Origin of the sequence: Antrihabitans stalagmiti, from assembly GCF_016482825.1 — a bacterium.
In the GTDB taxonomy this organism is placed as follows: domain Bacteria; phylum Actinomycetota; class Actinomycetes; order Mycobacteriales; family Mycobacteriaceae; genus Antrihabitans; species Antrihabitans stalagmiti.
The window spans coordinates 190942-205316 of record NZ_JAEMNV010000008.1 but is presented as its reverse complement, the minus strand read 5'-3'; the positions used below and the strand labels follow the sequence as shown (position 1 = coordinate 205316).

Sequence of the window (14375 nt, the reverse complement as noted above, 5' to 3'; positions counted from 1 at the left end):
AGGGTTTACGGGCAACTCGGTTGAAGTAGGCCACGCCGACAGGCGAACACAATCTTTGCGATCGAAGGAAGGCGAGAGCCCATGACGCCCCCGCATAACTACCTCGCCGTAATCAAAGTCGTAGGCATCGGCGGCGGCGGCGTCAACGCCGTCAACCGCATGATCGAGCAGGGACTCAAGGGAGTTGAGTTCATTGCCGTCAACACTGACGCGCAAGCTCTGCTGATGAGCGACGCCGACGTCAAATTGGACGTCGGCCGTGAACTGACTCGAGGTCTCGGCGCTGGCGCCGATCCCGACGTCGGCCGTAAGGCCGCCGAGGACCACAAGGACGAGATCGAAGAGGTGCTCAAGGGCGCCGACATGGTCTTCGTCACCGCAGGCGAGGGTGGTGGCACCGGAACCGGTGGCGCTCCTGTCGTCGCGAGCATCGCACGTAAGCTCGGCGCACTCACCATCGGCGTCGTCACCCGCCCGTTCTCTTTCGAGGGCAAACGTCGCGGCGGGCAGGCCGAACACGGCATCGCATCGCTGCGCGAGTCGTGCGACACCCTGATCGTCATTCCGAACGACCGGCTCCTGCAGCTCGGTGACGCGGCCGTCAGTCTGATGGATGCGTTCCGTTCGGCAGACGAAGTGCTGCTCAACGGCGTGCAGGGCATCACCGACCTGATCACGACACCAGGCTTGATCAACGTCGACTTCGCCGACGTCAAGAGCGTGATGTCGGGTGCAGGCAGTGCCTTGATGGGTATCGGTTCGGCACGTGGTGACGGCCGCGCGGTGAAGGCCGCCGAATCGGCGATCAACTCCCCGCTGCTCGAAGCGTCCATGGAAGGCGCGCAAGGTGTGTTGCTCTCCATTGCCGGTGGGTCCGATCTCGGTCTGTTCGAGATCAACGAGGCTGCATCCCTCGTGCAGGAAGCCGCGCATATCGAAGCCAACATCATCTTCGGAACGGTGATCGACGATTCGCTCGGCGACGAGGTGCGGGTCACCGTCATCGCTGCCGGATTCGAGTCGGGAGCACCGGCAAGACGTCCGGTCGAAGCTGCACCCGCTGCTCGGACGCAGCCGATCGGGTCTGCTCGCGCCGGCGAGATCGGTCAATCGAACGGCAACGGTGCGCACTACCGGGACCGCGAGCCGGCACGGTCGGTAAGCAACGGAGCACCCGCGCATTCTGCGCAACGTTCCGCTGCTGCCGTCGACGTCGAAGACGATGTCGACGTACCGGACTTCATGCGCCGCTGATCGAAAGTGTCCGGGAGATAAAGTCCGGCACACGGACGCAGTTTGACGGGCGGACACGCGGTGACACAGAGTTACGGTGTGACACAAGTCGTTCGGCGCACACGCAGGGTCGTCACGAGTCGTACGGGTGGGGTTTCGGCCCCACCGTACGACTCGTTCAATTTGGGGGACCATGTCGGTGACGACCCCACAGCAGTAGCCAGGAACCGAGAGCGGCTGGCTACGGAGATCGGGCTCGGGCCGGATCGGCTCGTCTGGATGGAACAGATCCACAGTCGCAACATCACTGTCGTCGACGGCCCCTCCGCCGAGCCGATTCCGGCGACGGATGCACTCGTGACCACCGCGACCGATCTCGGATTGGTCGTTCTGACAGCGGATTGTGTGCCGATCCTGCTCTCCGACGACGAGGCAGGCGTCATCGCGGCTGTGCACGCCGGTCGGGTCGGAGCCCGGATCGGTATCGTCCCTCGGGTTCTCGACGTCATGGTCGCCCAAGGCGCACAGCTGAGCAGAATCGGTGCATTCTTCGGTCCCGCCGCGAGCGGTCGGCAATACGAAGTACCCGCGGCCATGGCCGCCGATGTCGAACGCCATCTTCCGGGCAGCCGGACGAAGACCGTACGAGGCACACCCGGTCTCGACCTGCGCGCCGGAATCCGACGGCAGTTGCTCGACGCTGGTATCTCCGGCGTCGCGGAGGATCCTCGTTGCACGATCGAGGACCGCGCTTTGTTCAGTCATCGGCGCGAAGCACCCACCGGGAGAATCGCAGGCGTGATTTGGATGCAAACCAGCAGATGAGCCGCGAAACCGAACTCGCTTCGGCATTCGAGCGGCTCGAGAGCCGTGTCGCCGCCGCCTGCAGCAGTGCGGGTCGGCGCAGAGACGAGGTCGTGCTCCTTCCGGTCACCAAATTTTTCCCCGTCTCGGATGTCGAGGTCCTGTATCGACTCGGTGCAAGGGAATTCGGTGAGTCGCGCGAGCAGGAAGCGACGGCAAAAGTTGCGGCGCTTGCGAGTGCCACGGACGATCACACAGTTCGTTGGCACATGATCGGGCGGTTGCAGCGCAACAAGGCGCGGGCAGTCGCAGGCTGGGCCTACGCGATCCATTCGGTCGACAACGCCAAACTGGTCCGCGCGTTGGACAAGGCATCCGGTGCAGCACTCGCTGCCGGTGAGCGTGCCGTCGCGCCAGGAGTGCTGTTGCAGGTCAGTCTCGACGACGATCCCGATCGCGGCGGTGTGAGCGCGGCGGAACTGATGGAGCTAGCCGATCAGGTGGCGAACGCCGAACACCTGCAGCTGACCGGTCTGATGGCGATACCTCCGGTCGGCGCGGAGCCGGCCCGTTCGTTCGCGACTCTGCAGGAGTTGCAATCTCGTGTGCTGCAAAGCCATCCCGGCGCGACGCAGCTATCTGCGGGCATGTCGGGTGATTTGGAAATTGCGATCGAACACGGATCGACCTGCGTGCGTGTCGGTACCGCGTTGTTAGGTACCCGGCCGATAAATTGAACCCCATCAGTAACACCTGAAACACAGTTCGATCCCATGCGTATCACCTGAAATACCCCAAGGCCAGCCGTGCCAAGGAAGGTCGATCAATGAGCACCCTGCACAAGTTCAAGGCTTACTTCGGCATGGTTCCGCTCGAGGACTATGAAGACGACTATCTCGACGAGCCGGGTCCGGCGCGCCGACCCGCTCGGGTTCGGGAGTCCTACGACGTCGACTACGCCGACCCGGCGCCGCGCGCCGGCTACGCACCAGCACGCCGAGACGACTACGACGATGTACCCGCCGCCTACGAGCCCGCTCGGCGCAGCCCACGGCTCGAGCCGCTTTCCGCTCGGGGCCCCGCTCCTATCTCTCGTGGCGCAACCCGCGGTGCTCTCGCAATCGACACCCAGATGGAAGCCCGCGTCGAACCGCGCCGCACGCCGTTGTTCGACGACGGTGGACCGCTGTCGAAGATCACGACGCTTCGGCCGCGTGACTACGGCGAGGCACGCACGATCGGTGAACGATTCCGCGATGGAACGCCGGTCATCATGGACCTCGTCGAGATGAGCAATGCCGATGCGAAGCGTCTCGTCGACTTCGCTGCCGGCCTCGCGTTCGCTCTGCGTGGCTCATTCGACAAAGTGGCAACCAAAGTGTTCCTGCTCTCACCCGCCGACATCGATGTCTCGGCAGAAGAGCGCAAGCGTATCGCCGAAACAGGCTTTTACAACCAGTCCTAGGGCTGGTTGAACCGGGGGTCGATCGGGGGGGATCGTGGTGGAAACGTGTCGGGGGAGTGCTGTGGAAGTTTCGGCCATTTTGATCGATGAGGGAAACTCAGGCAGAGTGTTGTCGTGGCCCTCAGTGTGATCTACTTCGCGCTCTTCATCTTCTGGTTGCTGCTGATCGGTCGCATCATCGTCGAATTCATTCGATCTTTCGCCCGTGATTGGCACCCGACCGGGATCGTGGTTGTGCTTCTCGAAGCAATCTTCACGGTCACCGATCCGCCCGTAAAACTTCTTCGGCGACTGATCCCACCGATCAACCTCGGCGGGATCCGGCTCGACCTCTCGATAATGGTCTTGCTGTTCGTCGTCTTCATCCTCATGTCCATCGTCGAAAGGTCGGTCTGATGTCGAGTGAACTCGGTCTGATGTCGATTGTGTCGAGACAGACGCAACCCGCGGGTCAGGTGTGACAGAATGGACGCCAGTTACAGTGTGATGGTTGATATCAAAGCGAAGTGCGCTATAACTGAATGCTTGCTAGACCGACAAATGACGCGTGAAGGGATCCTTCCATGCCGCTGACACCAGCTGATGTGCACAACGTTGCGTTCAGCAAGCCGCCCATCGGTAAGCGCGGATACAACGAAGACGAAGTCGATGCCTTCCTCGACCTGGTAGAGCAGGAGCTGTCCCGTCTCATCGAGGAGAACGCAGACCTGCGCCAGCGGGTCGGCGAACTCGATGCAGAGCTTTCCGATTCCAAGAAGGGCCGCGGCAACAAGTCCGCACCGCCTGCACCCGCAGCACGGGTCGTCGAGACGGCGAAAGCCCCAGCTCCGGCACCCGCACCGGTACCTGCACCGATTGCATCCGCCGCGCCGGCAGCCCCGGCCACCGGCGATGCAAGCATGCAGGCCGCAAAGGTGCTCGGCCTCGCGCAGGAAATGGCCGACCGCCTCACCAACGACGCGAAGACCGAGTCGGAGCAGTTGCTGGGTAATGCCCGGACCAACTCCGAGCGCCTCGTCACCGACGCACGGTCGCGTTCGGAGGCAATGATTTCCGACGCACGTCAGAAGTCGGAAGCCCTCCTCGCCGACGCGCAGACCCGGTCCGAGACCCAGCTTCGTCAGGCCAAGGAGAAGGCCGACGCACTGCAGGCCGACGCCGAGCGCAAGCACACCGAGATCATGGCGACGATCAACCAGCAGCGCACGGTCCTCGAAGGCCGAATCGAGCAGTTGAAGACGTTCGAACGTGAATACCGGGTCCGCCTGAAGTCCTACCTCGAATCACAGCTCGAAGAGCTCGACAATCGTGGGTCGGCCATTCCGGTCGACGGTGGCGAGGCGTTCGGCCAGGACGGCACGTCGAGCAACCACAGCCAGGCGTCCTTCGCCAAGGGGAGCAAGTAACCACGTCGGTGGTCGCTGCTGCCGCTAGCTCTGCACGGGGTGTGGCGTGCTGGTTCTGACGCTTGTTCTCGCTGCCGTCGGATTCGGGTTGTTGATCATTTCGTTGATGACCGGATCCGTCGTGTGGGCGTGGGGATGCATCGCTGCCTGCGTAGTCGGGGCCCTGCTGCTCCTGGCGAGTGCCCTCACCACGCGGGGCGGCCCCGACGCGACCGTGTCGAGCGGGACGGGGGCGGTCGATCTGACCAAGCCCGCGCCCGACCGCCGGAAAAAGGGCAGGCATTCACGACCGCCGCTCGGTTAGTATCGATTCAACACGCACTTGTTGTAGGCGTCGATCCGGCCATCACCGGGGAGCCTTCGGAAGAACGGCCGATTCCGGCTCAGTAGAACCGAACGGGTGAGCCCGACACAGCTCACGAGAGAGGCCTCGACTCAGCTCGTCGAGGCAAGCGGGGTGGTACCGCGGTACCGGCGCATACTGCGCCGACATCGTCCCCGTGCCAGAACACGGCACGTAGGGAGCCCGCAGTGTCTTCGGACAGCCAGTCTTCGGACAATAAGTCTTCGGACGATCAGAACACCTCATATCCCCGCGTCGACCTGTCCGGTGGTACGGCTGCAGGCAGCGTCGCGTTTTCCGATCTCGAGCGTCAGGTGCTCGCCGCGTGGGAAGCGGACGGTACTTTTCGGGCCAGTGTCGAGCAACGAGACGGCAGTCCGGAGTTCGTTTTCTACGACGGACCCCCGTTCGCCAATGGTTTGCCACACTACGGTCACCTGCTGACCGGCTACGTCAAAGACCTCGTTCCGCGCTTCCAGACGATGCGTGGAAACAAGGTCGAGCGGCGTTTCGGGTGGGATTGTCACGGACTTCCTGCCGAAATCGAGGCCGAGAAGCAGCTCGGCATCACCGACAAGTCGCAGATCGACGAGATGGGTCTCGCGGAGTTCAATGCTGCGTGCAAGGCCTCGGTCCTCAAGTACACCGGCGAGTGGCGCGACTACGTGACGCGTCAAGCGCGGTGGGTCGACTTCGACAACGACTACAAGACGCTCGACGTCGATTTTATGGAATCGGTCATGTGGGCGTTCAAGGCGTTGTGGGACAAAGGCCTGATCTATCAGGGCTTCCGCGTGCTGCCCTACAGCTGGTACGAGCAGACGCCACTCTCGAATCAGGAGACCAGGCTCGACGACGCGTACAAGATGCGCCAAGACCCGGCCGTGACGGTCGAGATGCCGCTGAACGCACCGGGGTCAGTCCTGGACGGCGCGAATGCCGTCATCTGGACGACGACGCCGTGGACATTGCCCTCCAACCTCGCCATCGCGGTCCACCCTGATACGGACTACGTCCAGGTGACCGCTGCCGACGGTAAGCGGTACGTGCTTGCCAAAGAGCGTGTTGCGCACTACGCGCGTGAGTTGGGCGAAGCACCGGAGGTTGTGTCCGAGCACAAGGGCACCGAACTGGTCGGCCTGACGTACACGCCGCCGTTCGACTTCTTCTACGGTCCGGGCAAGGGCCACGAAAACGCACACCGTGTGCTCGCCGCCGACTACGTCACCACCGATTCTGGTACCGGCATCGTCCACCTCGCACCGGCTTTCGGTGAAGAGGACATGGATGTCGCGACGGCCAACGGCATCGAGATCGTCCAACCGTTGGATGCCGGCGGAAAGTTCACCGCGTTGGTGCCGCCGTACGAAGGCCAGATGGTCTTCGATGCGAATCCGAACATCATCAAGGACCTCAAGGCTGCGGGAAAGATGCTGCGGCACGAGACGATCGAGCACTCCTACCCGCACAGCTGGCGTTCGGGTGAGCCGCTGATCTACATGGCGGTGCCCTCGTGGTTCGTCGCTGTCACCAAGTTCCGCGACCGGATGGTCGAGCTGAACCAGCAGATCACCTGGGTGCCCGAGCACATCAGGGACGGTCAGTTCGGCAAGTGGCTCGAAGGCGCGCGGGATTGGAACATCAGCCGAAATCGCTACTGGGGCAGTCCAATCCCGGTGTGGACGTCCGACGATCCGGCATACCCGCGGCTCGATGTCTACGGCTCGCTCGACGAATTGGAACGTGACTTCGGCGTCCGTCCCGACGACCTGCATCGCCCGATGATCGACGACCTGACGCGTCCGAACCCGGACGATCCGACCGGTCGATCGACGATGCGTCGTGTCCCCGAGGTGCTCGACTGCTGGTTCGAGTCGGGTTCGATGCCGTACGCGCAGGTGCACTATCCGTTCGAGAACACCGACTGGTTCGAGACGCACTACCCGGGCGACTTCATCGTCGAATACAACGGGCAGACGCGTGGCTGGTTCTACACGCTGCATGTGCTCGCGACCGCTCTTTTCGATCGACCTGCATTCAAAACCGTTGCGGCGCACGGCATCGTGCTCGGTGACGACGGCTTGAAGATGAGCAAGTCGAAGGGCAACTACCCCAACGTCAACGAGGTCTTCGACCGCGACGGTTCCGACGCGATGCGTTGGTTCCTGATGGCGTCGCCGATCCTTCGTGGTGGCAACCTCGTGGTGACCGAGCGCGGTATCCGCGAGGGTGCGGGACAGGCGTTGCGGCCGCTCTGGAACGCGTGGACCTTCTTGCAGCTGTACGCATCGAAACCCGGTGTGTCGCGCACTGATTCGCCGCACATGCTCGATCGCTACATCCTCGCCAAGTTGGCGGCGACCCGGGACGCGATGACGAATGCACTCGAGACCTACGATATCGCCGGGGCCTGCGACGAGCTGCGCTGGTTCTGTGATGCGCTGACCAATTGGTATGTGCGGCGGTCGCGTTCGCGGTTCTGGAGTGAAGATCGCGATGCGATCGACACGCTGCACACCGTGCTGGAGGTCGTCACGAGATTGGCTGCACCGCTTTTGCCGCTGATCTCGGAGGTCGTCTGGCGGGGCCTGACCGGAGGCCGTTCGGTGCATCTTGCCGATTGGCCTGCGGCGGAAGAGCTTCCGGCTGATCAGGAGCTCGTCGACGCGATGGACGAGGTCCGGCTGGTGTGCTCGACGGTGTCGAGTCTGCGGAAGGCGCAGAATCTTCGTGTTCGTCTCCCGCTGTCGGAAGTTACGGTCGCGGCAGCCGACGCCGAACGATTGGCGCCGTTCGTCGAGATCATCGCCGACGAAGTCAACGTCAAGAAGGTCGACCTCACCACCGACGTCGATTCACACGGTCGGTTCGAACTCGTCGTCAACGCGCGCGCTGCCGGGCCTCGGCTCGGCAAAGACGTGCAGTCGGTGATCAAGGCCGTCAAGGCGGGGGATTGGGCGGAAGATTCCGACGGCGTCGTTCGTGCCGCCGGTATCGAGTTGCTTCCCGAGGAGTACACGCAGCGCCTTGTTGCCGCTGAGCCCGAATCGACGGCGGCACTGCCGGGTAACGCGGGCCTCGTCGTGTTGAACTCGGTCGTGACCGAAGAACTCGAAGCCGAGGGCTGGGCGCGAGATCTGATCCGCGAACTGCAGGAGGCGCGCAAGACACTCGACCTCGACGTGTCCGATCGCATTCTCGTCACCCTCGTTGTGCCTGCGGAGTTCGCGCATTGGGCACAGACGCACCGCGAACTGATCGCGGGCGAAGTGCTTGCGACGCAACTCGACTTCGCCGCGGTCGAACCCGGCGAGTCGGTACTCGACCTCGCGTCGGGCACACGGGTCCGGATCGTGGTGGACAAGGGTTAAGGTCGTGTCTCCCACACCCTTTCGGTGATAGGTGTGAGAGGCACGCCCTAAGCGGGCGCGAGTCCCTCGAGAATTTCGCGGGCCCGGCGCATCGATTGGGCCGGGTCCGCGCGAGGGTTGCCGATCGTCGGGTCGAAGTTGAGATCGAGGAAGGTTTCGGTCATCCCCTGTGCGGCAAGGTCGGGCAGGTCCGCTCGGATCTGCTCGGGGGTCCCGGTGAGCGGACCGTTGCGGTTGGTGTCGCGGATGATGCCGCGGCAGACGAAGCGCAATGCGTCCGGGTCGCGGCCCGCGGCACGTGCCGCGCTCTTGACCCGCTCGATGGGGTCGGCGAGCGTCGAGAGGTCGGCCCCGCTGCTGCTGATCCAGCCGTCGGCAAGACGGCCGGTCCGATCGAGCGCCGGCTTGGCGATGCCGCCGATGAAGATCGGCGGATGCGGCCGCTGGACCGGTTTCGGCAGGATCTTCGAGCGCGGAATCGTGTAGAAATCCCCGTCGAATTCGACGGGATCGGGACCCCAGACGGCGCGGATCGCTGCGATGAACTCGTCACCACGTGCGCCCCTTCGCGTGTACTCGGCATCTGCCGCCGTGAATTCCTCCTGCGCCCAACCGAGTCCGAGACCTGCCTCCAGCCGGCCCTTGGACAACACGTCGAGTGTTGCGAACTGCTTACCGAGCACCGCGGGCGACTGGAACGGCAGATTGACGATCGCGGTGCCGAGCCGGATTCTCGTCGTCACGGCGGCTGCGAAACCGAGGACCGTGACGGGATCGAGCACACTCTCGTACACCGACGACAGCTTCGTACCCTCCGGATAGAGCAGGCGCTGATATGTCCACAACGTCGTATAGCCGAGTCTTTCGGCGGTCTCGGCGATCTCGACGACGTTGTCGGGCGTAGCCCAGGATCCCGAGACGGGTAGCGCGAATCCGATGTCCACGCCTACATGATGCTGCAGAGGTCCGTGCGAGTCGGAGCGAATGTCGCATCCGGCCCGCATAGCGGTACCGCTGGCACATTCGCTCCGGTGGTTTCCATCGATTGTCGGGGTCTGCGCGTAGGTTGCACTCTCATGAGTACGAGCAAGGAGACGATCGCGTATCTCCTCGAACAGTTGGAGCCGCTCGACGTACGCACCAGGGCGATGTTCGGCGAGTACGGGCTGTACTGCGACGACAAGATCGTTGCGTTCGTCTGCGACGACACGCTGTTCGTCAAACCGACCGACATCGCCGAAGAGTATTCCGACGCAACCTATCTCGCGCCCGCCTACCCGGGATCCAAGGACTACTACGCGGTGCCGGACGACAAACTGGCCGACACCGAATGGTTGCACGAATTTGTGCAACGTACCGCCGATGTCCTGCCTGCACCCAAGCCCAAGACCGCGAAGAAGAAGCCCGTAACGAAGAAGCCGCCGACGACAAGGTGACCGAACTCGATCCGACCCGTAGCCGCCGCTGGGTGTTGCATCTCGACATGGACGCGTTCTTCGCCTCCGTCGAGCAGCTGACGCGACCCACCTTGCGTGGCCGACCCGTGCTCGTCGGTGGTGCCGGCGGCCGCGGCGTGGTCGCGGGTGCGAGTTACGAGGCACGGGTGTTCGGCGCACGGTCGGCGATGCCGATGCATCAGGCGCGGCGGATGGTCGGTGCAGCGGCGGTTGTGCTGCCGCCTCGGCACAGCGTCTATTCCGCGGTCAGCAAGCAGGTGTTCGATGCCCTGCGCAAGCGGATGCCGGTACTGGAACAGCTGTCTATGGACGAGGCCTTCGGCGAGCCCGTCGAGTTGGCCGGTGCTACCGCTGCCGAGGTGTGGCAGTTCTGCGAACAGCTGCGGTCGCTCGTTCGCACCGAGACCGGACTCGTCGCGTCGATCGGTGCAGGGACTGGCAAGCAGGTCGCGAAAATTGCGTCCGGCCTTGCGAAACCGGACGGGGTGCGAGTGGTCTCGCCCGCCGAACAGGACCAACTGCTTGCAGCCCTTCCCGTCCGAAAGCTGTGGGGGATAGGTCCTGTCGCCGAGGCGAAGCTGCGCAAGCTCGGCGTCGAGACGATCGGTGGTTTCGCAGCAATGCCCGAATCGGAGGCCGCGTCGATTCTCGGCAACGCAGTGGGGACCGCGTTGCATCGCCTCGCGAACGGAGTCGACGATCGGACGGTGTCCGAGCGTGCCGAGGCGAAGCAGATCAGCGCCGAGACCACCTTTGCCACCGACATCGTTACGCTTGCCGACCTTCGCTCTGCGGTCGACAGCATCGCCTCGCACGCACACGATCGACTGCTCGAAGACGGCCGAGCTGCCCGAACGGTCGTGCTCAAACTCAAGCGATCCGACATGACCATCATCACGAGGTCGATCACGTTGCCGTACGCAACAACGGAAAAGCCACCCCTGATCGGTGCGGCACAGCGTTCGGTGATCGATCCGCTCGAGCTCGGTCCGGTCCGGCTCGTCGGTGTCGGCTTCGGCGGGTTGTCGACATTTCGGCAGGGTTCACTGTTCCCCGAACTGGAAACGTCGGGTGTCGACGGTGTGATCGCAGCCGAGGAGCAGCACGAAGAGTCGTCCGAGCCATCCGCGTCGTCGGAATCGTCGAACGACGGCCCGCGGACGCCCGTATGGCACCCGGGTATCGATGTCTCTCATCCGGAGTTCGGGCACGGCTGGGTGCAGGGAGCCGGTCACGGAGTAGTAACGGTGCGGTTCGAGACCCGGTCGACCGGACCCGGCCCGACCAGGACGTTTCCTGGCGGCGACGCGCTGCTGGCCAGGGCGGATCCCCTGGACAGCCTCCGGTGAAGGTAGCCTGGGTGCTTCCGGCAGCACGGGCCTACTCGGCCGTAGCTGCAATAGTGGGACAGAACCAGATGACCTCGAAACGTAAGGACGAGCAGTTGAAGCTTCGCAGCACCAGCCGCGCACTGATCGCCGGAATGGCGATCGTCGGCGCGATCACGATGACCGCGTGTGGCTCCGACGACAAGAGTGCCGACTCACCCACCACCACATCGGCGGCAGCGGCGACGACCTCGGCAAGCGCCGGCTCGCGTGACGCGAACCTGCCCGCCCAGCCGACACCGGAAGAGTTGAACGCACAGTTCCAGCGTGCACTCGATCCTGCCGTCCCGGTCGAGGAGAAGGTCGACCAGGTCCAGGGCGCCGAGGCTGATCCGGCTCTGGTCGGTCAGTTCGTCGAAGCAGCGCGTAATGCCGGCGCCACGGTGACCATCACCAAGGTCGAGCCGCTCGGCACCAACGAGCTGCAGGCGGCGGGTACGTTCTCGATCAACGGTCAGCCTGGCGACATCACCGTCGACTTCGTTGCCGAAGACGGCAAGTGGAAGCTCAAGAAGGAATGGGTCTGCACTCTGCTGACCAACCTGCAGCAGCCTTCACCCGCCTGCGCCTGATCGCTAGACAGTCTTGCTCGAATGGCCGGTACCGCTGAGGTGCCGGCCATTTGTGTTGCCGACGACTACCCGAAGGTAAGGACCCTGAGTTGATGCAGCGCAGCACCTCCCGTGTACTGATTGCCACAGTTGCGATCGTCGGCGCACTCACCATGACGGCCTGTGGTTCCGATCCCACCGAGAATCCAGCGCCGACGGGTGTGACGATTCCGGAATCGACGCGGGCTGCGGACCTGCCCCCGCAACCGACGCCGGAGGAGTTGAACGCTCAGTTCCAGCGTGCGCTCGATCCCGCAGTTCCGGTCGAAGAGAAGGTCGGGCAAGTTCAGGGCGCCGAAGCTGATCCGGCACTTGTGAACCAGTTCGTCGAGGCTGCGCGCGCCGCGAACGTCACAGCATCGATCGAGAGCGTCGAGCCGTTCGGCACCAACGAATTGCAAGCAACCGGCACGCTCACCATCAGCGGTCAGCCGAACGTCATCACCGTCGACTTCGTTCCCGAGGACGGCCGATGGAAGCTGAAGAAGGACTGGGTGTGCGCTGTGCTCGGAAATCTAGGGCAACAATCGCCGGCCTGCGCCTGAGCTCGAACAGCGCAGTGAAGGGCCCTCTGACGCCGTCCGACGGTGTGAGGTCACCCCTCACGCCGTGTCACGTCTGGGGCGGGGTCCGCAATCGATCGACCTGCCGCGCAACGAGACCGGTGAGGACCGTCGGATCGATGGGCTCCTGGCCCGAGGCGGTCAACTGGACGACCGTCGAGCCGACGATGGTGAGCACAGCATCGGTGGTCAGCGTGATGCCGTCGCTTTCGGTGAGGATGCGAAACGCCGTCGACGCGTCGCCGCTCGTCGGCTGATCGAGGGCACCGATCCGGTAGTCGACAGCAACGCCGTCGGCATCGGTACCGCTGTAGCTCGCGCACTCGCGCAGCGTCTGCTGCACTCGGGTGAAGGCATCGGCGGCAGCGTCGGTCGAATAGCTCGCGGCATCGACGTCGATGCTGGTGAAGTCCGGACCTGCGAACCTGGCGGCGCCGTCGGTGGTTGCGCCCGTCCGCTGCACGGCAAGTGGCTCGAGTACCGCCGAGCACTGTGCAGGGTCGGTGCGAGCCTTGTCCGGTCCATCGGGTGCCGGAGGTAGGCCGAGATCGATCGTGGGATCGGCGAGCGGCGAGAAGCCCGGTGGCAGGTCGGCGCGCGTCAGCAGCAGCGCCCGCAGCGCCGCCGCATCGGTGATCGGCGGTGCCGTGATGGCAGTCGGAGCCGCAACAACTTCACCGAGCGAGTCGACCGTCTGCAACGGCGTCGCTTTGTCGTCGGAGCAGCCGACGAGAACAACCGATACGGCAGCGCACACGGCCACGGAGTGTGCAACGCGCACGGCTAACCGCCCCACTGGACGGTGCTGCCCGTGGACTGTTTGAGCCGCGTCAACGTCTCCGGGTCGGCGTAGGTCTGGTCACCCCCGAGGCTGATCAACCCGTCGATCGGCAACGGCAGGCCGAGGTCCATCGTCACGGTTCCGCTGCCTTTCATGACGAAGTCCTCGACGGTCAGCATTCCGGCGTCGTTGGGCAGGTTCCAGATCTCGGACTTCGGCTTCTGCATGACGTCGACAGTCACGACGACGCGATTACCGTCGCGTTCTGCGAGTCGCGCTGTCGTGATCTGGTCGAGCGTCACGCCGCCGGACACCTGCTGCTGCATCGTCCATACAGCGCCGACGCCGATGGGTTCGTCGGGGAACACAACCGCGCTGTAGACGGCCTGATAGAACGCCTGCTCGATTGCCGAGCGAACGGCATCGGTGGCGTCGGCGGGTGGGCTCAGGCGTAGCGACGTGATGGCTCCGCGTGGGTTGACGGTGAAACCGGCGTGCGAGCCCTCGGCCGGTCCGAGTCCGCCTGACAGCTTGGCGTCGGGTGTCGTGACTTTGCCGATCGTCAGCCGCGCGCCGTGCTCGTCAGCCGCCGCCGTGAGCGGAATGGTCAGCGCGGGTGAGGAGAGTTCCTGGTCGGCCTGATTGTTGATCTGCTGGCGAATTCGGTTGGTCGTACGCAACGTCACCTGCTGCGTTGCACCCATTGCCGGGTGTGGCGCGAGAACTTCGTGCGGACCCTCGCCCGGGTCGACCAAGGCCACTGTGACCGCCGAAATAGGCACAGTCACTTCGTTTTTGACCGCTTGTGTGGATTCTGCTTCGGGCGCGGGCGAGTCTGCGCTCTCGCTGCATCCAGAGACGAAAGAACTGAGGCTGAGCGTCGCGGCCAGCGCAAAGATGCTGGACCGGACCGGGTACGACAACACCGTCACTCGACCAGGTTACGCGGTGAG

Annotated in this window: 15 protein-coding genes; 12 read left to right on the top strand and 3 right to left on the bottom strand. The window is 63.9% G+C overall.

From position 1 onward, the window contains the following. Positions 1 to 81: 81 nt before the first annotated feature. From ftsZ to ileS, 8 genes are all read left to right on the top strand, one after another. Entirely contained in the window at positions 82 to 1254 is a 1173-nt protein-coding gene (gene ftsZ / locus JGU71_RS22830; protein WP_199706803.1) for a cell division protein FtsZ, read from the top strand. 78 nt (positions 1255 to 1332) lie between these two features. Then, entirely contained in the window at positions 1333 to 2058 is a 726-nt protein-coding gene (gene pgeF, locus JGU71_RS22825; protein ID WP_199706802.1) for a peptidoglycan editing factor PgeF, read from the top strand. Continuing rightward, positions 2055 to 2774 carry a YggS family pyridoxal phosphate-dependent enzyme gene (locus JGU71_RS22820; RefSeq protein ID WP_199706801.1) on the top strand — a complete coding sequence of 240 codons (720 nt, stop codon included), beginning with the start codon at positions 2055 to 2057 and terminating at the stop codon, positions 2772 to 2774. Before pgeF ends, JGU71_RS22820 begins: the two co-directional genes overlap by 4 nt. Before the next feature lie 89 nt (positions 2775 to 2863). Then, the gene (locus JGU71_RS22815; RefSeq protein ID WP_199706800.1) at positions 2864 to 3502 is read left to right on the top strand and encodes a cell division protein SepF; all 639 of its coding nucleotides are present in this window, start codon (positions 2864 to 2866) and stop codon (positions 3500 to 3502) included. Between the two features lie 114 nt (positions 3503 to 3616). Then, the gene (locus JGU71_RS22810; RefSeq protein WP_199706799.1) at positions 3617 to 3898 is read left to right on the top strand and encodes a YggT family protein; all 282 of its coding nucleotides are present in this window, start codon (positions 3617 to 3619) and stop codon (positions 3896 to 3898) included. A 167-nt stretch (positions 3899 to 4065) separates the two neighbouring features. Further along, positions 4066 to 4908 (top strand): DivIVA-like cell division protein Wag31, encoded by an 843-nt coding sequence (gene wag31 / locus JGU71_RS22805; RefSeq protein ID WP_199706798.1) that lies wholly within the window; start codon positions 4066 to 4068, stop codon positions 4906 to 4908. 46 nt (positions 4909 to 4954) lie between these two features. Continuing rightward, positions 4955 to 5212: a hypothetical protein gene (locus JGU71_RS22800; RefSeq protein WP_199706965.1), complete on the top strand. Its 258-nt coding sequence runs from the start codon at positions 4955 to 4957 to the stop codon at positions 5210 to 5212. Between the two features lie 227 nt (positions 5213 to 5439). Next, positions 5440 to 8622 carry an isoleucine--tRNA ligase gene (gene ileS / locus JGU71_RS22795; protein WP_199706797.1) on the top strand — a complete coding sequence of 1061 codons (3183 nt, stop codon included), beginning with the start codon at positions 5440 to 5442 and terminating at the stop codon, positions 8620 to 8622. 47 nt (positions 8623 to 8669) lie between these two features. On the opposite strand, the gene JGU71_RS22790 is transcribed toward ileS, so the two are convergent. Beyond that, positions 8670 to 9566: a TIGR03619 family F420-dependent LLM class oxidoreductase gene (locus JGU71_RS22790; RefSeq protein WP_199706796.1), complete on the bottom strand. Its 897-nt coding sequence runs from the start codon at positions 9564 to 9566 to the stop codon at positions 8670 to 8672. A 132-nt stretch (positions 9567 to 9698) separates the two neighbouring features. Here JGU71_RS22790 and JGU71_RS22785 point away from each other — a divergent pair, with 132 nt between their 5' ends. The 4 genes from JGU71_RS22785 to JGU71_RS22770 all read left to right on the top strand — a co-directional run bounded on the left by JGU71_RS22785 (position 9699) and on the right by JGU71_RS22770 (position 12623). After that, positions 9699 to 10058, top strand: coding sequence for a TfoX/Sxy family protein (locus JGU71_RS22785; protein WP_199706795.1), 360 nt, complete (start codon positions 9699 to 9701; stop codon positions 10056 to 10058). Then, positions 10055 to 11428: a DNA polymerase IV gene (locus JGU71_RS22780; RefSeq protein ID WP_307829794.1), complete on the top strand. Its 1374-nt coding sequence runs from the start codon at positions 10055 to 10057 to the stop codon at positions 11426 to 11428. Before JGU71_RS22785 ends, JGU71_RS22780 begins: the two co-directional genes overlap by 4 nt. A gap of 11 nt (positions 11429 to 11439) precedes the next feature. Further along, positions 11440 to 12039, top strand: a complete 600-nt coding sequence (locus JGU71_RS22775) for a YceI family protein (protein WP_307829792.1) — start codon at positions 11440 to 11442, stop codon at positions 12037 to 12039. A gap of 92 nt (positions 12040 to 12131) precedes the next feature. After that, the gene (locus JGU71_RS22770; protein WP_199706793.1) at positions 12132 to 12623 is read left to right on the top strand and encodes a WKL family lipoprotein; all 492 of its coding nucleotides are present in this window, start codon (positions 12132 to 12134) and stop codon (positions 12621 to 12623) included. Between the two features lie 67 nt (positions 12624 to 12690). On the opposite strand, the gene JGU71_RS22765 is transcribed toward JGU71_RS22770, so the two are convergent. Together JGU71_RS22765 and JGU71_RS22760 are read right to left on the bottom strand one after the other, a co-directional pair. Next, complete coding sequence (locus JGU71_RS22765; RefSeq protein ID WP_307829790.1) at positions 12691 to 13398, bottom strand: sensor domain-containing protein; 708 nt, start codon at positions 13396 to 13398, stop codon at positions 12691 to 12693. 26 nt (positions 13399 to 13424) lie between these two features. Further along, a complete protein-coding gene (locus JGU71_RS22760; protein ID WP_307829789.1) occupies positions 13425 to 14354 on the bottom strand; it encodes a hypothetical protein in 930 nt (309 codons plus the stop codon). Between the last annotated feature and the right edge of the window lie 21 nt (positions 14355 to 14375).